Source organism: Nocardia sp. NPDC102475 (assembly GCF_055584605.1).
On record NZ_JBVJLS010000038.1, the window covers coordinates 1 to 26,343 of the forward strand.

Consider the following 26,343-nt stretch of genomic DNA (forward strand, 5'->3'; position numbering starts at 1 on the left):
GCTGCCCGCGGCCGCCTGGATCAACGAACCCGCCAAGGAGAACATCAACACAGAATTCGTGGCCTGAACGGTCTCACCGGGTTTGACAGATTCCGGTTGAGGTGGGGATGTACGTCTCGCAGGTAACTTTGAGTAACTTTCGCTCGTGCCGTGCGACTACGGTAACGCTGCAGCCGGACCTCACGGTGTTGGCCGGGGAGAACAACGCTGGCAAGTCGACGGTAGTCGATACACTACGCACCCTCACTACACCTTTGGACAACGGCGGACCCCTATGGCCCACCGACAATGACGTCGCGACCGGGGAATCCCAGTTGCGGATGAGTCTCACCCTCGCCGGCATCGCCGCCGAGCAAGCTGGTACCTACATCAATGGCCGTTTCGAAGCCGAAGGCCCCGAACAGGTTCAGGCTCGGTGGGGTTTCGAGTATCAGCGGGCCGTGGAAGGCGAGCGCCGCGGTGTTGGCAGCTGGTTCCAAGGTGCCGACACTCCGTGCACCGAGCCAGTGTTTCGCACAGGAGTAAGACACGTCTATCTCAAACCACTTCGCGACGCGGCTCGTGAACTCGGAGGCGCCTCCGCAGGAAGGATCCGCACTATCCTCGCGGGCCTGCTCGGCGGTCCCGAAGCGCTGAAGAACTTCCTCGACAACGCCCACGACGTCCTCAACAAGATCGTCGACGATGAGGTGATTCGCGGTCTCCAAACAGAGATCAACCGGCCTCTCGCCGATCTGACCATGGGTGCTCACCGGCAACAGAGCGAGTTCCGCATCACTGACGCCACCCTCGCCTCGATCGCTCGCGTGCTTCAGATGATGATGGGCGACGCTGGGCATCCGCTCAGTTCCCTCGACTCCTCAGGGCTCGGCTACGCCAACGCCCTCTACATCGCAACGGTGCTCGCGGAGCTGCGCGCGGTCAAGACGACGGATCTGACTCTGCTCCTGGTGGAGGAACCCGAAGCTCACCTGCACCCCCAACTGCAGATTCTGCTCCTGCGTCATTTGCGCGAACGCGCGCTCGCCTCCCGTAAGACCGAGCCCGCCGCCGACGGCGCGCCGCCGGATCCGACCGCACCAGCAGGGCACCTCCAGGTCATCGTGACCACCCACTCTCCCGTTCTGTCAGCATCGGTGAGCGTCCGTGACGTCGTCGTCATGAGCCGAACCGAGCACAAGACGACCGGCGGCTGGCAGGCCAACGCGGTCCCTGTCGCCCAAATCGGCCTCCAGGACAAGCAAATCCGAAAAATCGACCGATTGCTCGATGTCACCCGCAACGCGCTGTTCTATTCACCGCGCGCGCTTCTCGTCGAGGGCCTGTCCGAGGCGCTTCTCCTGCCCGCCTTGGCAAGTCGGCTCTACACACCTCCCCCCGGCAGTGACAAACAGAAGATTGCCGAGGCCAAGCAGAAACTGGAACGATTCCACGGCACCACGACCCTGCTGGTCGACAGCGTCGGCTTCGAGACCTACCTTCAACTTCTGGTTACGCCGGTGAACGGGGTGTGCATAGCCCAGTGCCTAGCGCTGATCACCGATACCGACAAGGACGAGGACGAGGACGAATCCAAGCGGATCGAGGGATATCGAGTCCTGGCCGAGGCCCACCAGCCCGGGCTACTCGGAGTCTTCGCCGGAGCGCGATCGCTCGAACCACAACTATGGTCCGCCGACAACGAGCCGGTGCTGCGCGACGCATTCCTCGACCTGCACCCCAAGTCCGAGCACCGCTGGCAGACGGTTCTGGACTCGCCCGACCGACCCCGCGCCTTCTGGGGGCTGTTTGATCCCGCCAAGAACGTTGACGACAAGGGAGAAATACCGACCGGCAAGACCGCGGTCTCCAAACCGGCTTTCGCCCAAGCCCTCGCTGATATCCTGACAACACAACCCGAGCGGACGTTCGAGTGCCCCGACTACCTGGCGCAGGCACTCGAATTCATCACCCGCACCAGTCAATCGGACACCGCCGGTGAGTGACGACCTCGCAGTGGCAGTCGCTCAACAGCAGCGGGCGATCCACACCCAGGCACCGTTGTTCGTCCAGGCATGTCCTGGTGCGGGAAAGACCCACGTGATCGTGTCCCGCCACATCGAGCACCCCGCCTCCTCCACGCTGCGTGGCGGTCGAGCGTTGATCTCCTTCACGCGCAACGCACGCGATCAAATGAACGCGCGCTGTGTCGCGGCGGGACATCCCGAACTCACCCAGTTTCCCCACTTCATCGGCACGCTGGACGCGTTCATCTGGCAGCTCATGGTCTTGCCCTACCTGGCCGAACCTCAAATCGCACGACGCCTCGAGTCCTGGCGGCATCTCCCGAACGCGGAAGCCAAAATCGGCAACCGTGCGGTGCCGCTCGCGGCCTTCGGCTTCAGGCTGAATTTCTCCACACTGACCGAAATCGTCACCGTCCCCGGCAGCAAAACCGCCGCCGGACGGACCATCGCCGACTCGCCGTCTACTCAGTCACAGTGGGTCACCGCGGCGATCCGGTGTCGAGACCACTGGCTCCAGCGCGGCTACTTCACCGGCCACGAGGTTCGACGACAGGCACACCGCAACCTCCAGCGCGCCCCACTGCACGTGCTCGACACGCTGCACTCGCGGTTCTCCGAAATCGTCATCGACGAAGCCCAAGACTGCTCGGTGGCCGACCTGGAACTCTTCGACGCGATGCGCCGCCACGGGATCCCCCTGATGGTTGTCGCCGACCCCGACCAGTCGATCTACGGCTGGAACGGCGCCGACGTCACGCGGCTGCTACAGCTCCGCGACAACCTCACCACCCCGGTAACGCTCAGCGGAAACCGCCGCAGCACACCACCGATCTGCGCCCTCGCGGCCACAATCCGGGCCGGCACCCGCCCACCCGATGTATCCGTCATCCGCACCGCAGGCCCACCAATCCACCTGGTGCCCACCAAGTTCGGGAACGTCGGCAAGAACACCCACACCCACACCGGCGAATCCCTGCTCGACCTGACCCACCGGCTGGCCACCGTCCTCAACGACACCACCGATCCCGACCCCACCGTCATGCTCCTGGCCCGCAAACACACCCAACTACCACCCGCGCTGCGCCGCGATGAAAACGACACCAACACCATCACCCGGCTCGCCCGTGCACACCAGACACTTCATTTCGGGGTCGCAGAACCCGCCGAACTCGACCACGCGTGCCGACAAGCCGAACACGTCCTACTACGTCACTGGTACCCCGAGCATTCCGGAAGCATCGCCGAGATCTGCCGAGAAACCGACCTCTCGCCCGCCACGCTCCGCCGGCACGCCTACACACTGCTAGCCCACCTCCCAGCACCGACCAAGAACTGGGCCGGACAGGTCAATGCCTGCCTGAAAACCTGGTGGCGACCACCGACCGCTCCCCCAACCCGCCCCACCCGCACACTCGGCGGAAACGTCACCACGGCAAGCAGTTCCAAACGTCTCGACGCGCCCGCCATCCTCACCACTGTGCACCAAGCCAAAGGCACCGAAGCCGACGCGGTCTGCGTCCTAATGGACGACACCTCGCTACTACAAAAGTGGCTCTCCGGCACCGCAACCACCACCAGCGAGCTCGAGGAACTACGCACCTTCTACGTCGCCGTCACCCGCGCACGCAGCCTCCTGATCCTCGCACTCCCCGAAGACACGATCAGCGCCACCCACGACTTCCTCACCCGCCGACACATACCAACCAAAGTGGTCGAATCCTGAACCTCCAGCATTACCGAGCGGCTCCGTGTCCCGCTGCACCCCCGGTGGCCAACTGATAGCCACCTTCGATCACCCACCGACCCCGAAAACCGATTCCCGTTGCCATGTTCGATGTGTCCACGCCCGTACTTCACAACTGGAAATCCGCTTCAACGACCAGTTGCCCGACAGAAAATCTCAGGTCAGACCCCGTTCCCATGTTCATAGTGCCCCGCCGAGGGCACAAACTTCCGACAACTCGCTACTCCTGTGGTCGCCCCTAAACGTCCCGCACGACAACGATCAATCGCCAGGAGGCGCCTATTCACCGCAGTCGATATGAAATACACTTAGCCGCAAACCATTAGGGCATAGACACAAGCCCGTCAACATTGAAAATATCGCTGCAATTACCTATGTTAGATGTCATCGAACACATGGTTTAGGGAAATCTGCCGCATTGAGGGATACGAGTCCTACCCTGCACCCAAGATCCTGACTCATCCGCCAATTTCCGCACCCACCAGCCTCGACAGCGGCCTCCCACCGCTACCCCGGCGCCGCCGCCTACTCGACAACCGGAGGCGGATCGATGGCGTGGCATGACTAATGTTGTTGCTCTTGTCGGTGTGAGTGAAGGGTCCGGGTATGGCGAAGAAGGTCGTCGTTGAGCTGGTGGACGATTGCGACGGTGAGTCGGTCGCCGAGGAGACAGTGCGCTTCGGTCTCGACAGCGTGGAATACGAGATCGACCTGTCGGCGAAGAACGCCGCCGCGCTGCGTCAGGTCTTCGAGACGTGGTCCGCGGCGGCACGACACGTCGGCCGAATCCCGAAGGGCAAGAGCACTGTTGGCGCTCGCACATCAGTAGACCGGGCGCAGACTGCGGCGATCCGGGACTGGGCACGTCGCAACGGATATACGGTATCAAGCCGGGGCCGGCTTCAGGCCGACATCGTCGACGCCTACAAAAAGTCCAGCTGAACACGGACCACCGGCTCCCGAAACATCGGACACCAGCTTGCCCCGCCGGCGACCGAACCCCACCAGTTCGGCCCCGGCGGCCGGCGGCCCGTGAACACCCCAGAGTCGGCGGTCGAGGCGATGTGTCGAGCTCCCCGGACAATGTAGGTCCGGCTGACGTGAACTGGAACCTTCATAGCCAGTTGGGCGTTAATCTCCGCGAAGATTGCTCGGTATCGCCGACGGACACGATCTGCAATCGCCGAGTGGATCGAGCCCGCGTCGAGGAACTCGACGTCATCAGCCCCGGCCCGCCAGGGACATGCCCGTCCAGACCAGCTGCCTAGACGGACTCGATGATTCGCGTCCAGTAGCGTTGCGAGGCCGATTCCCAATCGCGATGGCGAACATGGAAAACGTGCGCAGCTTCATCTCCCGGCCATCCCCGAGGCAGGAAGCGCGGTGGCAGATCAGGATCGGAGTACGGGAAGTATCGCCAGTCCTGAACGAGAGCTATCCGTGCCTGGAAGCAGGCTCGGTCACCAGCAGGCTCTGCGGATGAGTAGGTCGCGATGAATCGGCCATACCGTGAACGCAACTCGTCGAGATCCCAAGCAGCGGAAACAAGTCTGTGCTCGTTCCCGATCGGTCCGATCGGCCCGATGACCGCGTGGGCATGTTCTTCGAGCCCGAGACCGGTCACGATTTCTACGATCTCGGCACCGCGCTCCCAGTGCGGGGTCAGCCATTGACCGGGAAGGGGACTTCCCAACCCTGCCCACCCGAGCCGGGTGTGAAGGCGCTGGCGCGTGGCCCGCCGAGCCTCGGGGATCGTGACCGATAGCAGCACCCACCGTCCGTCCCAATCGTTTTCGCGGGTGCCCCAGCCGTAGGTTCGGACGTAGCCGGACTGCATTATCCGGTTTCCTCGCTCTGTCAACGCCCACCGGACGCGGCGCCCCGATCGCTCGGGAGAAATCAGCCCTGACTCTGCTGTACGACTGAGTGCCTTGCGCGCAGCATTCGGCTCGATGCCCAACTCCGCCAGTGCGGCGAGCAGTGTCGCCGACCACACCGGCTGCCGCTGCGGCCAGACGAACTCCCCCAGAACGACTAGCAAGAGCGCCTTCGCGCTGCCCTGATGGAGGCCACGCAGCAACGAGGGCACCTGCGCGGCGCCGCCTCCCGCGTTGCGGCGGGTTGTTTCCGGAGCGTTGTTCACTATCCGGCAGCGTATCGGGCAGTGCAGACAACCGTCCGCACCGCCCACCAGAATCGAATAGTGGACATACTTCTAGAGTTGCACATATTTTATGGCTATAGTTCTGTTGGGAGATCTTCAGCGGAAGGACAGGTGCCGAGTCTCGACGTCGCAGTGACGGGGATGGGTGTTGTTTCGGCGCTGGGCTTCTCGCCGGGCCAGCACTGACACATGCAGAAGGAGAGGGCCGAACCGATGCTCCATATGCGAGTGATCTGCTCATGACACAAGACGTCGGGCTCGACTTCACCGACCGGGTCGTCATCGTGACCGGAGCGGGGCGTGGCTTGGGACGTGGTTACGCGTTGGGTCTGGCCGCCGCCGGCGCATGCGTCGTGGTCAACGCTCGGAGCACAGAAACGAGCGAGGCGGTGGCCGCCGACATCGTCGCGGGTGGAGGCCGCGCAATTGCCGTCGCGGCAGATGCACGTGAAGGCGAGCGCATCGTCGCGGCCGCGGTCTCCGCGTTCGGCAGGGTCGACGCACTGATCGCGAACGCCGGTGTCACCCGAGACCGGACCTTCCGGAAGATGTCCCAGCAGGACTGGTACGAGGTCCTCGGAGTGCATCTCGACGGCGCCTACCGCGGCTGCGCGGCGGTATGGCCACATTTCGTCGAGCAGGGAGCGGGGTCGATCGTGCTGACCACTTCGGGCGCGGGACTGCACGGCAATATCGGGCAGGCCAACTACGCCGCGGCCAAAGGCGGGATCATCTCCCTCGCAAAGAGTCTCGCGTTCGAAGGTAAGCGCTATGGAATACGGGTCAATGCCGTGGCACCGATGGCACTGACCGACATGACCGCCGACGTATTCGGCGACGGTCCCCTGACGAAGCTCGGCACCGACGCGGTGGTGCCGTATGCGCTGGCCCTCGCCCATGACAGCTGCCCGCTCAGCGGCGAGGTTATCGAGACGGGCGGCGGGTGGGCCGCCACGGTGCGGTGGGAACGGGCCGCGGGCGTGCGCCTGCCGTCAGGCGCGACAAGCGCAGACGTCGCGGCGCAGTGGAGCCGGATCGCCGATTACGGCGTCGGCTCCGATAACCCCACCTCGATCACCGACTCACTGCGCGCAGCCTGTGACGGCACAGCAGGATAGCGACGCCCCAGGGCGCTACCTACCCCGTCGGTACAGGGTCGCCTCGACCCGCGTCCCGATCTGCCCTGCCGCCGTGAAAATACTGGCTTCGACAGTCACGAATCGTCGCCCTGCCCGCTGCGGAGTCACGCGAAATACCAGTGGCGTCTCGGTCGCTGGGAGTGGTCGCACGAAATCCACTCCGACACTGACGATGTCGCTCTGCACACCATCGCCGGTACGCGCCACATGTTCGATGGCGGCGCACAGCGCCGCAGCCTGGACTCCGCCATGGACGACGCCCGACGGATTCGCGGTGCGAGGTCCGATGGGAAGCGTCCCGGTGTGGGGATCGGAATCGAACCGCAGCTCGAGCAGATCGATCAACGAACCGGCTTCGACGTGCGGCGGATCTGCTTCGTAAGGTAGCGGCAAGAAGGAGTCGCTTGCGACGAAATTCCCTGTCGCCGTGCCCAATACCATGCCGCTGGCGCTGCGCAGTTCGGCGGTGCTCACAAGCATGGCACCGGTGGCGAAGGAACGCCGCGCCACACCGCGCACCGTATCTGCGTCGCTCAGTCTGTCCGGATGGACGTGCAGGTCGATGCGCCGGGTGACACAGCTGCGCGGTGCGTGGTCGCCCAATGCGCTGCGCGCCAGGACCAGATCGATCAACGGCATCAGCCATCCAGGATTGCCAGCCGGAACCGGTTTGACGCATTCAGCTGCGCTGCAAGGCATTGCGTCACCGACGAACCGAACGCCGAACAGTTCGTCCGGCAGGCCGGTGGGCCCGAAAATTCCATGGTTGTTGCGAGCACACCGGGCAAAGTCGTCGGAGAAAGCGCACCGCGAGGGATCTGAATGCAGCGCTGGTGACATCGATACGAGTCCTCGAAAGTAGTGGCGGACAGCTCGCCGCGGGCATCCCGTTCCGAGGAGTCTGGGTGCCCGCGGCGACTAGCGGCGCAGTGGTGTCACCGATTGCGATGAATACGGGCGAAGGCGGTCCCGACACGGTCGACAACATCCGGGTGCCACACGATCTCACGGTAGGCCATGGTCTCGAACGACAGCGCGGAGATCGGATCCATGGCCGGAGACCGAAGAATCATCTCCTTGTTGAACATCGCGGACTTGGTTGTCGTCTCGGCGATGCTGGCGGCGACACGAGTGCCTTCATCCACAACGGAGCCGGTGGGGACGAGACGGTCCACCAGACCGATCCGGAGTGCTTCGTCGGCGTCGATGAGATCGCCGGCGAGGGTGAGGAGTTTGGCTTGGCTCAGGCCGACGATCTTCCACAGCGGCGAGAAGTAGGGGGTGAGTCCGAACTTCACCTGCGGGAAACCGAACCGGCCGTTCTGCGCACCGATGCGAATGTCGCAGAACACAGCGATATCGCAGCCGCCGCCGAGTGTGGGGCCCGCGCATGCGGCGATGGTCGGCTTCGGGTAGTCGAGCAGTGCGCCGTAGACCCGCAGACAGGCATCACCGTAGGCTTTGCGGGTCTCGGGGGTGAAGCCCGACTGCAGGTCGAGGTCGAGGCCGGCGCAGAATACGTCTTCGCCGCCGGTGAGCACCACGGCTGCGACGTCGTCGTCGTGTCGCCAGGCATCGAGTTGATCACCCATGGCGCCGAACAGTTCCAGACTGAGAGCGTTGCGACGCTCGGGGCGGTTGAAGGTGATGGTCCCGACGCCGCCGGAAACGGCGGCGTGGATGGCATGGTCGGTCATGTCGAGTCTCCTCATGTGAATATCGCTGCGGAGTGCAGGCTTACGTGGTCAGGCGGCCCCTGATGAGCTTGCCGGTGCGTGTGCGAGGCAGTTCGTCGACGGACTCCACGGATGCCGACCCGTCCTGCCGGGAGGTCGTGGCCGTAGTCGGTACGTTTCATCGGGTGATGCGCACCCCCTCAGGGCTGACGTGCAGCTCCTGTTTGCGAATCTTGCCGCTGGCCGTGCTCGGCAGGTGGTCGACGATCTCCCAGTACGTCGGGATCTTCTGGCGCGCCAGGCGCACTGCCTCGAGGTGTTCGATCAACGTCCTGGGCCCGTTCCAGGGCGCGCCGGCGCGCAGGACCAGCCAGGCGCCGACCCCCTCTCCGAGTCTGTCGTCCGGGATCGCGGTCACCGCAACGGCGTCGACGTCGGGATGTGAGCTGAGGGCCGCCTCGATATCGAGCGTCGAGAATTTCTCTCCGCCGCGGTTGATGATGTCTTTGATCCGGCCGGTCATGCGGACCCAGCCCTCGTCGTCGACGATGCCCACGTCACCGGGGTAGAACCAGCCCTCGTCGTCGATCTGAGCGGCAGTCAAGCCCGGGTCGGTGTAGGCGGTGAGCAGCTGCGGTCCATGAATTCGTAGCTCGCCTTCCTCTCCGGCGGGCAAGGGCTGCCGGTCATGGTCCACCGCTTCGATCCGCATGTCCGGCAAGACTCGCCCGTCCCATTCGGCCCGCCGGTACAGCGGAGCGTCCTTGGGAGCCGCCGCGCAGACCCCCGCGGTCTCGGTCATGCCGTAGCAGCGCATCGCCTCGACACCGACTGCTTCGGCACGAGTGATCGCGGACGGCGGGATGGTGGCTCCGGCGCAGGCGTACAGGCTGAGTCGGTGGTGCGGCGCAGCACCGGCCTCGTAGCGGTGCACGAGATCGCTGAGAAAGACGGTCGCTCCCATGGCGATGGTCGCGCGTTCGCGTTCGATGACATCGACAGCTTCGTCGGATCGCCACGCGGGCATCACGACCGAACGTGCGCCGAGGAAGGCGGGGAACACGACGCCCGCGATGAATCCGCCGAGGTGCGACAGCGGTGTGGCAGCGAGGATTACGCTGTCTGGGCCTGCCCGCAGGGCGGTCTGAAAGTTTCGCAGATGCGCGATCAGTGCCCTGCTTGTCAGCAGGACACCCTTGGGCGCCGAGGTGGTTCCCGAGGTGTAGAGCAACAGCGCGGGTTCCTCCGGATCCCGCGGCTCAGGCAGATCCGCGGATCGTCGATCGGCTGTTTCCTGCTCCGCGGGCACCATCGCCGGTGGCCGACTCCAGCCGTCGCGGTGTGCGCCGACGAGGTACCGGACCTTCGGCGTGTGCCCGAGATCATCGAGGAGGGCGTCGATCTCGGCCGCCGGGTCACGGTCGGACCATGCTTCCCCTACAGCGATGGCCGCAGGCAGACAGTCGGAGATGATCTGCCGGACTTCGTGTTCACGGTATATCGGCACCACCGGGGTGTTGATCGCGCCGATACGGAACGCCGCCATTTGCAGCACCAGTGCCTCGAGACAGTTCGGCAATTGCACCATGACGCGGTCGCCGGGCCGGACACCGTTGGCCACGAGGTCTGCGGCGACATCCTCGACCCAGGCATGGAATGTGCCGTAGGTGACGCGGTGATCTTCGAAACAGAACAGTTCTCGATCGTGGTTGGCTGCGGCTTGGTCGCCGAGCATGTCGCCGATGCGCAGCCCGCTCCACCCGCGGTGATGTGTCGAGGTCATCGCGTTACCTCGTTGGTGGAAATCGCCTCGGTGGCCGGTGCCGGGCGCAGGCGTTCGGTGGCTTTGCTCGTTCCTGCCCGGAGTCGATCGAGTCCTTCGGCGATGCGCCGGGTGAACAGGCCTCGCTGCAGCAGGTCCGATGTCACGCGTAGTTCGTAGGCGGTGGCTCCGATGTGGTCCATATTGTCCGCGCGCAGGGCGACTTCCTTGAGCACCGTGGTCAGCTCACTGCCGGCCTCGGCGATTTCCTTGGCCAGACGCAGCGCGGTGGCGCGGACCGCGCCCGTAGGCACGATCTCGTCGACCAGGCCGACACGCAGCGCCTCGGTGGCGGTGATGGGGTCTCCTGTGAACAACATCCGCCGCGCACGCTGGGCACCGACGCGGTGCGCGATGCCGTGGTAGAAGCCGTTCATCGCGTACTTGACCTGAGTGGATCCGAAGACCGCATTCTCGGAGGCGATCGTGATATCGCACATATTGGCCAGATCCATGCCATATCCGGGGGCGACTCCGGCGACTGCGGCGATGGTGGGCTTGCGGTAGTCGTAGAGAGTGGTCATGAGCTTGTGCGCGAGATCGTTGAATCGGATGCGCTCGTCGCCACTGGTGCCCTGAAGGACGTCGAGGGCCCAGCCGGCACAGAAGTAGTCCTCGTTGCCGACCAGCATGACGGCAGCGACCTCATCGTCGTACGCCCACCCTTCGAGAGCGGCGATGATCTCGTTGTGCAGTTCCCAACCGAGGGCGTTGCGCTTCTCGGGGTGGTTGAGCTGGATGATGCCGACGCCGTCTTCGACGGTCGTGATCAGGTACTGGGGGCCGGTCATCGACGTCCTTCCTCCGGTTCGATCGGTGGGCGTGGGGTCACGGACGGTGGGCGATGGACATCAGATAGGCGCCGCCGTTCTTGTCACCGCGGGGAGGGAGGACACCGAGCTGGCGGAGCATCCCGACGATGTCGAACGCCGCGGTGTAATGGGATAGCAGGCCTTCGTCGAAGGCGAGGAAGATGTCGCAGCCAGTGGTCGCGAACGTCTTGTCCGTGCGGCCGAATTGCTTCGGCGCTCCGCCGCTCTGGTGGAACATGAACAGGCCGCGGCCGTCGGCGGGTGCGCTGAAGGTCTGTACCTCCTCGAAGTGCACGTCCGGCATCGCCTTCCAGATGGCGTCGACGTACGCGCGGACGGCCTCGCGGCCGCGCAGCGGCCCAGGCCAGAACACCTGTTCGTCCCACAGGATGTCCGGATGGAGGAGGTCGAGCACCTGGTCGGTGTCGTGGGAGTTCCATGCGTCGAGCCATCGCCGGCCGAACGCCTGGATGAACGCGTCGGTGACGGGCGGGTGCTCGATGGGCTCGGTCGTTGTCATTCACATTCCTCGGGATCGATGGGGTTGTGGTCGGGGGTGCGGTGCACCCGGGCGGCGGGGAAGTCGGGGCGCCGCTTGGCGAGGAAGGCCGCGACACCTTCGGAGCCCTCGGGCGAGGCGAGGGCGTCGGCGATGAGCGTGGCCTCGACGGACAATTGCGCTGCCAGGGAACTGTCCCCGGCTCCGCGAACCAGCCGGACAGTATGGCCGGCGGCGACGCGGGGTCCGCAGGCCAGGGCGGACGCCAGGTCGAGCGCTACGGCGCGCGCGCTCCCGGTGTCGGCGACCCGGCTGACCAGGCCCAGATCGCGTGCCTCGATGCCGCCGAGGGGGCTGTTGGTCAAGAGTATGTCGCACGCCCGGGCCGATCCGACGGCGCGAGGCAGGCCCCAGGACACGCCGCAGTCCGGGGAGAGCCCGACGCCGATGTACGCGGACCGGAATGTGGTGGTCGGCTCCGCGACGACGAGATCTGCGGCGAGTGCCAGACCGAGGCCGGCACCCGCACAGTTGCCGTGGACGGCGGCGATCACCGGCATCGGCAGCGATCGCATCACTGTGATGGCTTGGTGAACCGCATCGGCGAGGTCGCGGATGTAGTCAGCCGGGGCTGGTGCGTGAGCGAAGTCTCGCACGTCACCGCCGACGCAGAAGTCCCGGCCGCGGCCTGCGAGTACTACGGCGCCGGTCTCGTCAGCAGCGGCAATGTCGGCCAGCCGGTCGCGCAGTCGTCGAGCGGAGATGAGGTCGATCGCATTGCCGCACTCGGGTCGGTCGAGCTCGACGATCACGACGTCGCCGGAACCGGTATCCGGCGCGCTCACAAGCCCATGTCCTTGCTGATGATCTCTTTCATGATCTCGCTGGTGCCGCCGTAGATCGTCTGGACCCGGGCGTCGGCGAACGACCGGCAGACCGGGTGTTCGCGCATGTAGCCATATCCCCCGTGCAGCTGCAGGCACCGGTCCGCGACCCTGACCTGCAATTCGGAGCACCAGTACTTGGCTTTCGCGGCCCGCGCCGCGGTTAGCTCCTTGCGGGTGTGCAAGTCCACGCAGTGGTCGACGAATACCCGCGCGATGTCGATCTCGGTCTGCAGCTCGGCGAGCAGGAATCGGCTGTGCTGGAAACTCCCGACCGATTGGCCGAAGGCACGCCGCTCGGTGACGTAGTCCACCGTACGACCGAGCACACCCTCGGCCGCCCCGACCGCGGTGACCGCGAGCGACAGCCGTTCCTGGGGGAGGTTGCGCACGAGGTAGAAAAAGCCCTGGCCCTCCTCCCCGAGGCGGTTGGTGGCGGGGACGCGGACGTTGTCGAAATGCAGTTCACTGGTGTCCTGGCCGTGCATCCCGAGCTTGTCCAGGTTTCGGCCGCGTTCGAAGCCTGGCATCCCGCGTTCGATGACGAGCAGGGTCAGTCCGCGGTGCTTGTCCGGTGAGGTGCGGACCGCGACGACCACCAGGTCGGCGTTCTGGCCGTTGGAGATGAACGTCTTCGAGCCGTTCACGACGTAGGTGTCGCCCTCGCGCACGGCGGTCGTCGCGATACCGGACAGGTCACTGCCCGCGCCGGGCTCGGTCATCGCGATCGCGCCGATCAGATCCCCGGAGACCAGGCCGGGCAGCCAGCGTTGCTTCTGGTCGTTGTCGGTGAGGTCGAGGAGATACGGGCCGACCACGTCGTTCTGCAGCGCCAGGGAGAGTCCGGCCGAGGCGAGGCCGGCCCGGGCGAACTCTTCGTCGACCACCGCCGAGAACCGCCAGTCGTCGATACCCGGCCCTCCGTACTGCTCCGGTGTCGCGTGCATCAGCAGTCCAAGCTCGCCGGCGCCCGTGAACAGGGACCGGTCGACGATGCCAGCGGTCTCCCATTTCGCATCGTTCGGTGTGACCTGGGTCTTGATGAAACCCTGGACCGTCCGGCGGAACTGCTCGTGGTCTGCGTTGTAGACCGTGCGGAGGCCGTGGCCGCTCATTCCGGAGCTCCGTCGAGGAAGAGATCGATTTTCAGCTGGGATTCGGCGGCGTCGCCGTAGCGGTAGGCCGCGAGGTCTGTCACGCCTGCCCATGCGAGCACTTCGTCGTCGATCAGCGTGCGGCCGGTGACCGCTCCTGCGGGGCGGGTCAGGATCGTGTGTGCGGCGTCGGCCATGATCTGCGGCTTGCGGGAGACCGCCATCGCGGCTTCGCCGCCCACGATATTCTGGACCGCGTCGGTTGCGATCGTCGTCCGCGGCCACAAGCAGTTGGCCGAGAGCGGGACCGGATGGTCCTGTGCGGCGAGGCCGGTCGTCAAAATGGTCATCGCGTACTTGCTGAGGGTGTACGGAGCGTGTGCCCCGAGCCAATGCGGTGCGAGATTGATCGGCGGGGACAGGGTGAGCACCTGCGCGGAGTTCGATCGATGCAGGTGCGGGAGTGCGGCGCTGATCATCAGAAACGTGCCGCGCGCGTTGATGTCCTGCATCAGGTCGTAGCGCTTCGGCGGCACCTTCCCGATCGGTGCCAGAACGATCGCGGACGCATTGTTGACCAGCACATCGATCCCGCCGAAGGTGTCCACTGCGGCCTCGACCGCGCGGGTCACGTCCTCCTCGCGGCGGACGTCGCCGACGACCGCCAGGCCGCGGCCGCCCGCCGCTTCGATCTGCTCCACCGCGGTATGCACCGTCCCCGACAACCGGGGGTCGGGGGTGTCGGTCTTGGCGAGAATGACGACGTTGGCGCCGTCTTGAGCCGCGCGGGTGGCGATCGCCAGACCGATGCCGCGGCTGCCGCCCGACATCAGCACGGTTCGGCCCTGGAGCGGACGGGGTGACTCGGTCCAGATCGCTGTGGGGGAAGTGAGGTTGCTCATCGGTAATCACCGCCGTTCTCCGCCAAGGCGACCAACGACGCCGGCGGTTGGAAGCGCGACCCGTATCGGTTTGCGAGTTCTCGTGCACGATCCACGAACCCCGCTGGGCCGCCGCTGTATTGGTTGATGTACTGGAGGACTCCGCCGGTCCAGGCCGGGAATCCGATACCGAGGATCGAGCCGACGTTGGCGTCGGCCACCGACCGCAGCACCCCGGAGTCGAGGCAGCGCACAGAGTCGAGGGCCTCCGCGAACAGCATCCGCTCCTGCATGTCGAGCAGCGGAACCTCGGTGTTCGTGCCACCGAAAGCGTCCTTCAAGCCGGGCCATAGACCTTTCCGGCGCCCGTCGGCGTAGTCGTAGAACCCGGCGCCGGCAGACCGTCCCTTGCGGTCGAAGTCGGCGATCATTCGGTCCAGCACGGGCCATCCGGGGTGGGCCGGGAACTCGACGCCGTTGGCCCGCAATCCCTCTCGGGTCTCCTCCCGGATCCGCTGCACCAGGGTCAAGGTGAGTTCGTCGACGAGTGCGAGCGCGCCGACCGGGTAGCCGACCTGGGTCGCTGCCTGCTCGACCGATGCCGCGGGGACTCCTTCGCCGACCAGGGCGATGGCCTCGTTGACGAATTCCAAGATGACGCGGCTGGTGAAGAATCCTCGACTGTCGTTGACAACGATGGGGGTCTTGTCGATCTGCTGGGCGATGTCGATGGCCTTGGCGAGAGTGGCGTCGCTCGTCTTCTCACCGACCACGATCTCGAGCAGCGCCATCTTGTCGACCGGGGAGAAGAAGTGCAGGCCGATGAACTGATCCGGTGCAGCCAAGCCCGCGGCCAGGTCTGTGATCGGCAATGTGGAGGTATTGGATGCGATCACGGCACCCGGGGCAAGGTGGGGAATTGCTTCCGCGATAACGCGCCGTTTGAGATCGGGGTTTTCGTACACGGCTTCGATGAGCAGATCGGCGCCCGACGCGTCCGCGGGCTTGGCCGATGGCCGGATACGCGCGAGTACCTCGTCACGGTTGGATACCGTGGTTCGGCCCTTCGCCACTGCCGTGTCGAGGATCTTGGCGCCGTAACCCTTTCCGCGCTCGGCAGCGTCGACGCTGATGTCTTGGAGCACGACATCGAGTCCGGCCTGCGCACAGACGTACGCGATTCCGGCGCCCATCATCCCGGCGCCGATGATCACAGCCTTCGTGGCGTGGTGCCGGTCGTAGCCCGATGGCCGGCTTGCGCCGCGCTTGATGGCCTGCATGTCGAAGAAGCTTGATCCGATGATGTTTGCCGAGATCTGGCCGCAGATCAGATCGGTGCAGTACCGCGACTCGATGGTTTGGGCGTTCTCGAAGTCGACCTGTGCGCCTTCGACGGCGGCGGCGAGCAGATGGTTCGCCGCAGGGTTGGGTGCGCCGTGTGAGCGCTTGCGCAGAGTTGCGGGCAGCATCGGCAGTACCGCGGCCAGGTTCGCCGAGGCCGGGGTGCCCCCAGGGATCACGTAGCCGGGGCGGTCCCATGGCTGGGATGCGTCCGGGTTGTCCGCAATCCACCGGCGTGCGGCAGTGGCGAGGTCGGCGACACCGGGGACGAGTTGGTCGATCAACCCTGCGCCCAGTGCTTGTTGCGAGCCGAATCTGCTTCCGGTCAGCAGAATGTCGTCGAGGGCCGTCCGGATGCCGAACATGCGGACGGTGCGGGTTGTTCCTCCGGCTCCGGGCAGTAGTCCGAGGGTGACTTCGGGTAGGCCGACGATGACCTCGGGGGAATCGACTGCGATGCGGTGGTGGCACGCGAGGGCGATCTCGAGCCCGCCACCGAGCGCGGCGCCGTTGATCACCGCGACGACCGGCCGGCCCAGGGTCTCGAGTTTCCGTAAGGCGGCCTTGATGGTGTCGAGCATTCGACGGACTGTGGGGGCGTCCGCAGCGGTGGCGGCCTTCATCATGGCCAGGTCTCCCCCGGCGAAGAAGGTCTTCTTCGCCGAGGCGATGACGACACCGGTGATCTCCTCGCGGACGGCAGTCAAGTGGTCGACGAGTGCCGGCAGTTGCTCGGTGAACCGTGAGTTCATGGTATTCGTCGACTGCGTCGGGTCGTCCATGGTGATGGTCACGATGCCGTCGTCGACGTCCCATCGGAACATGTCGTGGTCGAATGGGTCGATCATCCGAATGGTCTCCTACTGCTCGGGGATTCGGTAGTGCGGTGGCCGGCCGACGGTCAGACGCGTTCGATCAGGGTGGCGACGCCCATGCCGCCCCCGATGCAGAGCGTCACGACCGCGCGGCGTGCATCACGGCGTTCGAGCTCGTCGAGCATCGTGCCGACGAGCATCGCGCCGGTCGCCCCCAGCGGATGACCCATCGCGATGGCACCGCCGACGACGTTGACCTTCTCGTCGGGGATGCGGAGGTCCTTCGCGTATTTGAGGGGCACGGCGGCGAATGCCTCGTTGATCTCGAACAGGTCGATCTCGTCGACGGTCAGTCCGACTCTGTCGAGCAGCTTCCGGGTCGCGGGGATCGGTCCGGTGAGCATGATTGTCGAGTCCGCGCCCGAGGTGGCGGTCGCGACGATCCGCCCTCTGGGCGTGAGCCCGAGGGAGGAGCCGACGCTTTCATCCCCGATCAGCACCAGCGCCGCACCGTCGACGATGCCGGACGAGTTGCCGGCGTGGTGGACGTGGTCGATCCGCTCGACCCAGTGGTATCGCTGCAGCGCCACCGCGTCGAAGCCTCCGTGTTGGCCGAGGGTCGCGAACGCCGGCTTCAGATTCGCAAGAGATTCGACCGTGCTCTGCGGCCGCATGTACTCGTCGTAATCGAGAATCGTCTCGCCGTTACGGTCCCGCACCGGCACAACGGATTTCGCGAAATAGCCACCCGACCAGGCGGCGGCCGCGCGCTGCTGCGACCGAACGGCATACGTGTCGACGACGTCGCGGGTGAAGCCTTCCATCGTGGCAATGAGATCGGCGCTGACCCCCTGCGGGATGAACGAGGTCGCGAGGTTGGTCTCCGGGTCGTTCATCCAGGCTCCGCCGTCCGCACCGAGCGGTACGCGCGACATCGACTCCACACCGCCGGCGATGACGAGACGGTCCCACCCCGAACGCACCTTCTGCGCCGCGGTGTTCACCGCCTCGAGGCCGGAACCGCAAAAGCGATTGAGCTGTACTCCGCCGACCGTGTCGGGCAATCCGGCGGCCATCGCAGCGGTGCGCGGCAACACCGACCCCTGATCACCGACCGGCGACACAATCCCCAGCACCAGATCGTCGATCATGCGCGGATCGAGTTCGGGATGCCGCCTACGCAGCTCATCGATGAGGCCGATGACCAGCGCGACCGGCTTGACGGAGTGCAGCGCCCCCGAGTTCTTGCCCCGGCCGCGCGGCGTCCGGATGGCGTCGTAGATGAATGCTTCGGACGTGGGTACAGAGACCGACATCGTCATGTGCCCTTCTGCTGAAGTACCGCGAGCCACAGGCTCACCTTCCATCGGACTATATTCTAGTTAATATTCACTAGGCAAGCCCCGGGTAGAGTCGACCCCGGCTCTCAGCACTCGAAACCGAGGCGGCCGGAGGAAGCAGAGGACGAAAAGTGGTGGCGGGCGAAGCAGTCGAAGAGGATGCAGCGGCGCGTCCCCGAAGTCGGATGAGCGCAGCAACGCGGCGGCAGCAGCTCGCGATCGCGGCAGCGAAGCAGTTTCACCATCTCGGGTTCCATCGCGTCACTCTCGCCGCCGTGGCCGCCGACGTGGGCGTGACGGCACCCGCGGTGTATCGGCACTTTCGGAACAAGCAGACCTTGCTCGTAGGCGCGATCGACAGTGGCCTGTCTCTGGCGGAAGCGGCCGTCACGCAACCACACGATGCACCTTGGGACGACCGGCTGGAGCGGCTCGCGACCGCGGCAGCGGACCGCCGGGATCTCTGGGCTCTGCTGCAGCGGGAGATGCGCCACCTCCCCCCAGTCGACCGGGAACCACTCGAGAGCCGCTTCACGGCTGTGACCACGGAACTGCGGCGTCAACTCGGTACGATCCGAGCAGACCTGTCGCCAGCTGACTCGCGGCTGCTGATCACTGCCGTTCTCGCGGTATTTTCGAGCCAGTCGACCTACCCTGCGCGCAGCCCGAGAGCAGAGCGACGTCGGGTTCTCCGCGCCGCAGCCGCAGCACTTTCGCGGATTGAGTGGCCCCCCATTCCAACGCCCGCCGCACCGGCCGTCGACACCAGCCGGCCCGGCTCCGGAGTAAGCGAACCGGCGGTCGCGGCGGCCGACCGCAACGACGCGGTACCGGCGGCGCGACGCGAGGAAGTACTCATGACAGCGATCCGGTTGTTTCACGAGCACGGTTACGCCGCAATAAGTCTCGACGATATCGGCGCCGCAATAGGCATGGCGGGCCCGAGTATCCTCTACCACTTCCCGGCGAAAGCCGATCTATTGATCGAAGCCTTCAGCCGCGCCAGCGCCTCCCTGTCGGCAGCCCGCGGCGAGTTGAGCACCGTAACCCTGGATGATCTGGTCGCAATCTACGTCGACCTGGGCGTACGCGAGCGACTCCTGTTCGGGGTATACGTCCTCGAAGCCGTCAGCCTCCCCGAGGACGCGGGCCGGACGATCCGCCGAGCCCTCGACGCCGACGTCGACGCATGGACCGAGGCACTTGTAAACGCACGGCCCGATCTCACCGACATCGAGGCCACCATCCTGGTCCACGCGGCCCGGGCGGTCGTCCATGATGTGGTCAGGATCGGCCACCTCCACGAACGCCCGACGATCGCTGCAGAACTCGCGACCATGGTCCGATCGGTACTCTGGACCAATCTTGCAGCCACACCCGGCAGGGCTTGATCGGACGGCGGACGGAATCACCTAGCAGGCGTACTCGTGGACGCCCTGCGTCGGGCCCGGTAGCCCGGCGGCCGCGAGCCGGGACTTCGTCGTCCGCTCGCCCGAACCGCCGAGGTAGTCGTCCGCCTCACGCCGAGCGGGCCAACGCCGTCTCATGATCGACGCACGTGTGCCCGTATTCGCCGCCGTGCCGGCGTAGCAGGGCGGCTGCCTTCTGTGCATCGCCCGCATACAGCGCGACGGCGATGGGGGCGTGTTCCCGGGCAGCCTCCGCCAATGAGACCGATGGCGCAGCCAGGCTCACCACGGTCAGGATCTCGATAGCCAATGCGTTCCATGCGCCCCACAGCGCCGGATTCCTCGCAGCCGCAACTATTTCGCGGTGAAAGGCACAGCTGGCTCGGGCGAACACATACACATCTTCGTTTCGTGCTGCGTCGAACATCACGGCCAATGACTGGTCGAGTCGCCGGGTGTCCCCGGCGAGATGAGGTGCGGCCGCCTCGCCGGCCATTGCCTCCAGCACGGCGCGGACCCGACGATAATGCGCAAGGTCTTCGCCACGGATTTCCCGAACCCAGCTGCCTCGGTTGGGCTGGCATTCCACGAGCCCGGAGCAGGCCAGCTCACGCAAAGCTTCGCGAACGGGCGCCTGGCTGATGTTCAGGGTCGCGGCAACGTCGAGTTCGCGAATCGGGTCACCGGGGATGAGGAGCCCGTCCAAGATCTGTTCGAGCAGAAACTCCCGGACCTTGGCTCGCAAGGGCTGACGTGGCGGCACAGCTTTCCTTTGCACCTGTTTCCTTCCCTCCGACAACTGCACCTGTGGGCGGTCCGGACCGCATTCGACTACACGTACTCGGTAATCGCGGCAGATTCGCCCTCGTTCAGCTCGGCGATGATGGCTTGCTGCGCGACCGGAGGCAGCGTGTGCACTACGTGACGCACGCGCTCGCGCCGTCGATGCACCGCTTGGCGGGCAGGCATCCCGGGCTGGGCGCGCATCTGCGGCGGGATGCCCTCGATCTCGTCGATACCGGAGTCGTAGTGCCCGGCGTCCGCGAGCGCCTGCTCGCGCGCCCTCTGGGCCTCGTCCTTCTCCTCGGTCATGCCGATCGGGCCGACCATGCGGCCGTTGAGGAACTGCTTGACCACCGGCTCCTCCGAGGTCAGCAGCACCTCACGCGGACCGAACATCACCAACTGCCGACGAAACAGCATCCCGATGTTGTCGGGGACAGTCCGTGCGAGGCTGATGTTGTGGGTCACGATCAGGATCGTCGCGTCGATCTGCGCGTTGATGTCCAGCAGGAGCTGGCTGATGTAGGTGGTTCGCACCGGGTCCAGACCGGAGTCCGGCTCGTCGACGAGGATGATCTGCGGATCCAGCACCAGCGCGCGGGCCAGGCCGGCACGCTTGCGCATACCACCGGAGATCTCACCGGGCAGCTTGCCCTCGGCGCCGAGCAGACCCGTCAGCTCGAGCTTCTCCATCACGATCTGCTTGATCTCGGATTCGCTCTTCTTGGTGTGCTCGCGCAACGGGAAGGCCACGTTGTCGAACAGGTTCATCGAACCGAACAGCGCGCCGTCCTGGAACAGAACGCCGAACAACTTGCGGATCTCGTAGAGCTCCTTGTTCGAGCAGGTGGTGATATCGGTGCCGTCGATGTAGATCGAGCCACGCTCGGGACGCAACAGACCGATCAACGACTTCAAGAACACCGACTTACCGGTACCGGAGGGGCCGAGCAGAGCGCTGACCTCCCCCGTCGGCAGAGTCAACGAGACATCCTGCCAAATCCGCTGCGAACCGAAAGACTTTGTAACACCTTCGGTCCTCACCTCGACGCCCATCACGATATCCTTCCAATTTGTCGAACCGGGACACGCCGTGCTATCGGTCGGCGCTCCTGCTCGCCGGCACTGAGGTATGGCCGGATGCAATCGCTTTCGGCCGCCTTCCGGTCACTTCGGACCGATTGGAGCCATTCCACCGACATCGGTGATGAGCCAATTCTTCGCGCGGTCCATGGTTATCGTGTAAGCAGCGGTGGACTGAACACCGTCTGGCGCCTGCGTGTTCTTAGTCGTGACGTTCACGAATGCGACAACGGTATAACTGTCACCATTGTGCGACTTCACCTGCGCTGCAATCGGTTGCGCCGTCGAAGTCCAGCTCAGCGGCGTTATCACCTGCTCCATGGACGTCGCTGCCTCGGAGAGTTTCGCGCTCAGTTCCGGCGACGTGTTCACGACGAGCTTCTTGTGCCACGCCGCAAGATCCTTGTAATCCATGGTGGCCGCGCCAGTCGCATAGGTGAGCCCGCTCTGTTCCGCATGCTGTGCGATTTGTGACGCGTCTTGCAGTTCAGCCAAACTACGATTCTTTTCCGCGAGTTGATATCCGAGGACGCTGGTCGCTGCCACAAAAGCGAGCATCACAACTCCCGCTGCGGCACCGATGGCCCAGCCACGCCGCCACACAGGTTTGTCATCCTCGCGTTCTGCGTTCACCCGCTCTGCTTGTCTGCGTCCGTCTCGTTTCGGTTCCACAGGCGACGGCAAATCGGCGGACCGCCCGGTTGTCCTTGTGTCGGCCTCGTCCGTCTCGCTGCAGTTGGTGGCTCGCGACTTGCTGTCGGCGGTTGATGTGGTCATTTTTAACCTCACCTTCTGGTCGGGTTCGATTCAGTTGGGCCGAGGGGCGCCAACGTTTACTACTAGTCCGTCGCCGGTGCCCGAAACGGACATCGCAGTTCGCATGAGCTGGCCCAGATCGACCGTTTGTAGTTGTGACGTCACCGCTGAGATCGCCGGCAACGCCGCATCACCGATTACCTTGAGGTTCGGGGCTGCTTTGTCGAGGAAGCCCTGGAGCCGCTCGAGGAACGGCCCGGCTCCGTCGGTCAATTCGGTCGGCAGATTGTCGGTCCGGACGAACTGAGCGCACCAGTCGAGGAAGACCTCGAGTTGTTCGCCGAGATCCCGGACAGGGTCCCCGGACGCCGCCAGCGAACCACTCACGTCAGCGCCGCGGTCCAGCAAATCCTGGAACTTGTCGAGCAACGCTGTGAACGGCGCGCGTGTCGACAGAATCGTGGTCTGCAGCAGAACGCCTGCCCGATTGAGATTGGCGAGCACATCCTGATCGACCACCAGGCCCTGGTTCATTTCGGCGACGATCTGGTCGACCTTATCTGTGCGCACCTGTTCGAGAACCTCAACCAGGCGTTGCGAGAGTTCGTCGAAGCTGGTCGGCACCGACACCGACTGCGCGGTGAGCACCGCTCCCGCGGGCAGCCCTGGGCCCGAATCACTGCTCGGTGGAACCACGTTCAGATATGCCTCGCCCAGGGCCGAGAGGCTGTCGACCCGGAACTGGGATCGGACGGGGATCGTATAGGAATCCTTGTAGTTCCAACCGATGGTGACGCCGGTCAGCGAGGTGTGCACGTCGGTCACCCGTCCGATCGGCACACCTCGATACAGAACTCGAGAGCCCACGACGAGTCCGTTGCTGTGTGAGATCTTCAATTGCGCAGTACGGACTTCTAGTTTGTCGGTAACCGGAAGTCCCACCGACACCATGTATGCCAGCGAGGCGGCGACAACCATGATCATCGCTCCGATGGAAGTGATATTGCGCAGGTTCATCGAACTGCCCCCAGCATGCGCAGGATCGTCTCGGCATTCGCGAGGACGTCATCGCCCGCGGGCGAGGTTGCCGAAACGATGGTGATATCAGGCCGGCGGATGAACGGAAACAGGTTGTCGCTCAGGAATTTCTGCAGGAGTTGCTCGTTGCTGCCGACTGCATCGATACCGTCGCGCACAGTGGATATCGATCCATCGGCGGAGTGAAGTAGCGGAACCAGCCAGTATCCGCCCTCGAATACGCTGCCGACACTGGGGAGAACCACTCCGACCTGCTGGAGTCCGAGCGAGAGCTGACTCCAGTAGTGCATACCTTCGGGCGACAACATCTTGCCGAGTTCGTCGGCCCGGCTGTTGATCGCCCCCGCGGTAGCGTTCATCGCGTCGATCATCACGTCGACGCTCGTTGTGTGCGCGGCGACGTTGCGCGTGTCGACCGACGCGATAGACGAGACGCGCTGAGTCTGTTCGAGGACCGGAAAGCTCTTGTTGATCATGCGCATCGCGTCTTGCGCACTTCGGATGCTCCCGCCGTTGACGAAGTTCGCGAGGACGGCGAGCGTGTTCTCCAAGGGCGGCGGCGATGTGGTCTGATTCAGTGGAAGGAGTCTGGTGTCGGCACTGTGCGAGGTTTCCGTGTCGGCCGATCCGGACGACTGGATGGATACGAAGGAGTCGCCGAGGACTGTGGCTTGGCGAATCGATGCGTGCGCGTCGGGGGCGATCGACATCTTCTTGTCGAAGCCGACGACGACGTCCGCGCTGGAGCTGCTCAGTTTCACCGAGTCGACGTGCCCCACCTTGACGCCGTTCAGGGTCACGTCGGCGCCGTCCGTCAGGTTCAGAATGGTCGCGAACTGGATGGTCAGTTTCTGACCCGAACTGGTGGACTGGAGTTCGGTGGCCAGCGTGCCCGGATTCAGGGAACAGCCGGTCGCCACCGTGGCGACCAATCCGCACAGTAGCGGCGCCACCCGCCGTCGGAGGTGCGTCAGATTTCGGCCGCCGCTCGTCATCGGACACCTCCGATCGCCAGAACCGCGTCGAGACGAACTGCGATCGACGCCGGATCGTTCGGCGCGACAAAACAAGTCGCAGGGACGGACTCGTTGACCGCCGCGCACACCTGAGACGGGTTGCCCACCTTCACTTGGATCATGGGCGGCGCGGCCTGAAATGCCGGGCCGCGTCCTGGTTGCGACACGAGCGTGGCGACGGAGGCCAGCGAGGGAAGAACATTCAGTCCGTTCTGCAGCTCGGGAACGTGTGTCGCGGCGATGTGAATACCCTCGGCGGCGACATCGGCGGCGGCCCAGAGTTCCTGTCCGTATTTGGTCTGCACATCGTTGATGGCGTCGATCAGTGGAATCAGTCCCTCCACCATGGCGGAAGCGCCGGGCCACAGCTTCGTGGTCGCAACGACGGATGCATCGGGGAGCTTGCGGACCACGGACTCGATATCCGACCACTGATTCAAAACCGACGTCGTCAGCGGTGCCATGGACACGATGATCGTCCCGATATCGGTGATCAGCTTGTCCGGATCAGCAGCCGCCGCCGACGCGGTCCGAACCAGCGTCGCGGCCGAGGGACCTACCCCTTGAACGCTTCGGGCCATGGAATCGACAGCTTCTTCGATGGTCTGCGAGTCGCCTTGCGGTGCCAGCTGTTTCAGGAAGTCCCCTGCCGAACCGGCAATTTCCGAGATGCTCTTCGGCGTGTAAGCGTTTTCGACTTTGATGCAGTTCGCCGGTGTCAGTTCCGCGGCCGACGGCTGCTCGGGTGCCACGAGTTCCAGCGATCTGTCGGCGAGCACGGATTTCGATCGGGTGACCGCCCGCACGTCGGCTGAGACCGAGCGGCCGCGCTTCAGGGAGAACTCGACCTTGACAGCGTCGGGCTGGGGCGTGATCGAGGAGATCGTGCCGATGGGATACCCCATCTGGGTGACCTCGTTTCCCACGTAGAGACCTATCGAGTCCGGAAGCATCGCACAGTAACCTTGTGTGGCGCTCGACTTTTCGTCGTCGGATTTGATGTACACCGCAATTCCGCAAACGGTCGCGGCAATCACGACCGCTACTCCCACCGAGGTGAACACTTTCTTACGACGTTGCATCAGCAAGCCCTTCCCGCGACCGGCAGGCAGATTGCCGAACCGTCGATCGTCTCGCCCGCCGCAGCGTTGCTGCCCGAAAGTTGGGGGCCGACCAGCTCTTTCAGCCGTTGCTGCAAAGGAGTGAGGTTGTTTATCAGGTCGTTCATTCCGTCACGGAGTTGGCCGGCGCCCGACCTGACGCGTTCGACCAACTGGGCGATATCGGTTTCGTGGTGCACATAGAACTCCGACACTGCGCCGATCCTGAGGAGAACCTCACCGAGTTGTTTGAACGCTTCGGAGAATCCGGCTCGATAAATGTAGTACGTCGACAGCACGATGTTGATTTTGTTTGCGAGCGTGAATACGAACTCGCGGCTCGCGTTGAAAGTGGACGAATACTCGCTGACCAAACCTACGGTCGCCTGCACTTGTTGTTTCTGTCGATCGAGCACCGTGGCCAGGGTTTGCATTCCGGCAACGACATTCCGCAGTGCTTCCGGGTTCCCACCGAGACCACTGTTGATCTGCTCCAGAATTTTGTCGATGGGCACCCCGGTGACCTCACCGGTCACCCGCGGAAGCTGCTGCAGTGTGTCAGCGATGGTATAAGGCACCGTCACGCGTTCGATTGGCACCGAGATGTGACGAGCGTGTCCCGCGCGACCGAGCGGCACGAGGGTGACGAAGTACCCTCCCACCGCGGTGAGTAGCCGAACGTCGACCCGCGTCCGATCACCCAGTTCGACCGACGATTTGACGGAGAGATCCACTGTCACTTGCCGGCCGTCGAACCTCAAACGATCGACCTTTCCCACCGACACACCGGCGATTCGCACATCTTCTCCCCCGCGTAGCGACACGGCATCACGCGTAGTGAACGTCACGATCTGCTGGTTGGGCGGCGTGACATAGAAATATGTGGTGATCACCGTGACCACGGCGACCAGCCCGAGTGCCATTACGCCGACAACGGGTTC

Annotated in this window: 24 protein-coding genes and 1 pseudogene; 6 read left to right on the plus strand and 19 right to left on the minus strand. The window is 64.6% G+C overall.

Annotation, left to right across the window (positions count from 1 at the left end; genetic code table 11):
* Nucleotides 1-107: 107 nt before the first annotated feature.
* Nucleotides 108-239 (plus strand): annotated as a pseudogene (locus ACZ60G_RS40715) (AAA family ATPase); the annotation flags it as partial.
* Between the two features lie 33 nt (nt 240-272).
* Here ACZ60G_RS40715 and ACZ60G_RS40720 read toward each other — a convergent pair.
* Nucleotides 273-839: a hypothetical protein gene (locus ACZ60G_RS40720; RefSeq protein ID WP_465817384.1), complete on the minus strand. Its 567-nt coding sequence runs from the start codon at nt 837-839 to the stop codon at nt 273-275.
* On the opposite strand from ACZ60G_RS40720, the gene ACZ60G_RS40725 reads away from it, so the two are divergent.
* From ACZ60G_RS40725 to ACZ60G_RS40735, 3 genes are all read left to right on the plus strand, one after another.
* Nucleotides 816-1,985, plus strand: coding sequence for an AAA family ATPase (locus ACZ60G_RS40725; protein ID WP_465817375.1), 1,170 nt, complete (start codon nt 816-818; stop codon nt 1,983-1,985). The genes ACZ60G_RS40720 and ACZ60G_RS40725 overlap by 24 nt on opposite strands.
* A complete protein-coding gene (locus ACZ60G_RS40730; protein ID WP_465817309.1) occupies nt 1,978-3,729 on the plus strand; it encodes a UvrD-helicase domain-containing protein in 1,752 nt (583 codons plus the stop codon). Before ACZ60G_RS40725 ends, ACZ60G_RS40730 begins: the two co-directional genes overlap by 8 nt.
* Nucleotides 3,730-4,356: 627 nt before the next feature.
* Nucleotides 4,357-4,692 (plus strand): histone-like nucleoid-structuring protein Lsr2, encoded by a 336-nt coding sequence (locus ACZ60G_RS40735; protein ID WP_465817310.1) that lies wholly within the window; start codon nt 4,357-4,359, stop codon nt 4,690-4,692.
* Between the two features lie 322 nt (nt 4,693-5,014).
* On the opposite strand, the gene ACZ60G_RS40740 is transcribed toward ACZ60G_RS40735, so the two are convergent.
* Entirely contained in the window at nt 5,015-5,893 is an 879-nt protein-coding gene (locus ACZ60G_RS40740; RefSeq protein ID WP_465817311.1) for a PaaX family transcriptional regulator, read from the minus strand.
* 260 nt (nt 5,894-6,153) lie between these two features.
* Between ACZ60G_RS40740 and ACZ60G_RS40745 the strand changes: the two genes are divergently transcribed.
* A complete protein-coding gene (locus ACZ60G_RS40745) occupies nt 6,154-7,032 on the plus strand; it encodes an SDR family NAD(P)-dependent oxidoreductase (RefSeq protein ID WP_465817312.1) in 879 nt (292 codons plus the stop codon).
* A 15-nt stretch (nt 7,033-7,047) separates the two neighbouring features.
* Here the strand turns inward: ACZ60G_RS40745 and ACZ60G_RS40750 are convergent, their stop codons facing one another.
* The 10 genes from ACZ60G_RS40750 to ACZ60G_RS40795 all read right to left on the minus strand — a co-directional run bounded on the left by ACZ60G_RS40750 (nt 7,048) and on the right by ACZ60G_RS40795 (nt 18,193).
* Nucleotides 7,048-7,692: a PaaI family thioesterase gene (locus ACZ60G_RS40750; protein ID WP_465817313.1), complete on the minus strand. Its 645-nt coding sequence runs from the start codon at nt 7,690-7,692 to the stop codon at nt 7,048-7,050.
* Between the two features lie 296 nt (nt 7,693-7,988).
* Nucleotides 7,989-8,750 carry an enoyl-CoA hydratase/isomerase family protein gene (locus ACZ60G_RS40755; RefSeq protein WP_465817314.1) on the minus strand — a complete coding sequence of 254 codons (762 nt, stop codon included), beginning with the start codon at nt 8,748-8,750 and terminating at the stop codon, nt 7,989-7,991.
* Nucleotides 8,751-8,907: 157 nt separating this feature from the next.
* Nucleotides 8,908-10,512 carry a class I adenylate-forming enzyme family protein gene (locus ACZ60G_RS40760; protein WP_465817315.1) on the minus strand — a complete coding sequence of 535 codons (1,605 nt, stop codon included), beginning with the start codon at nt 10,510-10,512 and terminating at the stop codon, nt 8,908-8,910.
* Complete coding sequence (locus tag ACZ60G_RS40765) at nt 10,509-11,342, minus strand: enoyl-CoA hydratase/isomerase family protein (RefSeq protein ID WP_465817316.1); 834 nt, start codon at nt 11,340-11,342, stop codon at nt 10,509-10,511. Before ACZ60G_RS40765 ends, ACZ60G_RS40760 begins: the two co-directional genes overlap by 4 nt.
* A gap of 37 nt (nt 11,343-11,379) precedes the next feature.
* On the minus strand, nt 11,380-11,883 hold the full coding sequence (locus ACZ60G_RS40770) for a nuclear transport factor 2 family protein (protein WP_465817317.1): 504 nt from the start codon (nt 11,881-11,883) through the stop codon (nt 11,380-11,382).
* Nucleotides 11,880-12,707: an enoyl-CoA hydratase/isomerase family protein gene (locus tag ACZ60G_RS40775; protein WP_465817318.1), complete on the minus strand. Its 828-nt coding sequence runs from the start codon at nt 12,705-12,707 to the stop codon at nt 11,880-11,882. Before ACZ60G_RS40775 ends, ACZ60G_RS40770 begins: the two co-directional genes overlap by 4 nt.
* Entirely contained in the window at nt 12,704-13,861 is a 1,158-nt protein-coding gene (locus ACZ60G_RS40780; RefSeq protein ID WP_465817319.1) for an acyl-CoA dehydrogenase family protein, read from the minus strand. Before ACZ60G_RS40780 ends, ACZ60G_RS40775 begins: the two co-directional genes overlap by 4 nt.
* The gene (locus ACZ60G_RS40785) at nt 13,858-14,742 is read right to left on the minus strand and encodes an SDR family oxidoreductase (RefSeq protein WP_465817320.1); all 885 of its coding nucleotides are present in this window, start codon (nt 14,740-14,742) and stop codon (nt 13,858-13,860) included. The genes ACZ60G_RS40780 and ACZ60G_RS40785 overlap by 4 nt, the downstream gene beginning before the upstream one ends.
* A complete protein-coding gene (locus ACZ60G_RS40790) occupies nt 14,739-16,910 on the minus strand; it encodes a 3-hydroxyacyl-CoA dehydrogenase NAD-binding domain-containing protein (protein WP_465817321.1) in 2,172 nt (723 codons plus the stop codon). Before ACZ60G_RS40790 ends, ACZ60G_RS40785 begins: the two co-directional genes overlap by 4 nt.
* 53 nt (nt 16,911-16,963) lie before the next feature.
* Nucleotides 16,964-18,193, minus strand: a complete 1,230-nt coding sequence (locus ACZ60G_RS40795; protein WP_465817377.1) for an acetyl-CoA C-acetyltransferase — start codon at nt 18,191-18,193, stop codon at nt 16,964-16,966.
* Between the two features lie 209 nt (nt 18,194-18,402).
* On the opposite strand from ACZ60G_RS40795, the gene ACZ60G_RS40800 reads away from it, so the two are divergent.
* Nucleotides 18,403-19,608: a TetR/AcrR family transcriptional regulator gene (locus ACZ60G_RS40800; RefSeq protein WP_465817322.1), complete on the plus strand. Its 1,206-nt coding sequence runs from the start codon at nt 18,403-18,405 to the stop codon at nt 19,606-19,608.
* A gap of 127 nt (nt 19,609-19,735) precedes the next feature.
* On the opposite strand, the gene ACZ60G_RS40805 is transcribed toward ACZ60G_RS40800, so the two are convergent.
* The 7 genes from ACZ60G_RS40805 to ACZ60G_RS40835 form a co-directional block, all read right to left on the minus strand.
* Nucleotides 19,736-20,431 carry a GntR family transcriptional regulator gene (locus tag ACZ60G_RS40805; protein ID WP_465817323.1) on the minus strand — a complete coding sequence of 232 codons (696 nt, stop codon included), beginning with the start codon at nt 20,429-20,431 and terminating at the stop codon, nt 19,736-19,738.
* A gap of 26 nt (nt 20,432-20,457) precedes the next feature.
* Nucleotides 20,458-21,465, minus strand: coding sequence for an ABC transporter ATP-binding protein (locus ACZ60G_RS40810; RefSeq protein WP_465817324.1), 1,008 nt, complete (start codon nt 21,463-21,465; stop codon nt 20,458-20,460).
* A 111-nt stretch (nt 21,466-21,576) separates the two neighbouring features.
* Complete coding sequence (locus ACZ60G_RS40815) at nt 21,577-22,269, minus strand: hypothetical protein (RefSeq protein WP_465817325.1); 693 nt, start codon at nt 22,267-22,269, stop codon at nt 21,577-21,579.
* Nucleotides 22,270-22,299: 30 nt separating this feature from the next.
* Nucleotides 22,300-23,265 carry an MlaD family protein gene (locus ACZ60G_RS40820; protein WP_465817326.1) on the minus strand — a complete coding sequence of 322 codons (966 nt, stop codon included), beginning with the start codon at nt 23,263-23,265 and terminating at the stop codon, nt 22,300-22,302.
* Nucleotides 23,262-24,281, minus strand: coding sequence for an MlaD family protein (locus ACZ60G_RS40825; protein WP_465817327.1), 1,020 nt, complete (start codon nt 24,279-24,281; stop codon nt 23,262-23,264). The genes ACZ60G_RS40820 and ACZ60G_RS40825 overlap by 4 nt, the downstream gene beginning before the upstream one ends.
* On the minus strand, nt 24,278-25,384 hold the full coding sequence (locus tag ACZ60G_RS40830) for an MlaD family protein (protein WP_465817379.1): 1,107 nt from the start codon (nt 25,382-25,384) through the stop codon (nt 24,278-24,280). The genes ACZ60G_RS40825 and ACZ60G_RS40830 overlap by 4 nt, the downstream gene beginning before the upstream one ends.
* Nucleotides 25,384-26,325, minus strand: a complete 942-nt coding sequence (locus ACZ60G_RS40835; RefSeq protein ID WP_465817328.1) for an MlaD family protein — start codon at nt 26,323-26,325, stop codon at nt 25,384-25,386. Before ACZ60G_RS40835 ends, ACZ60G_RS40830 begins: the two co-directional genes overlap by 1 nt.
* Between the last annotated feature and the right edge of the window lie 18 nt (nt 26,326-26,343).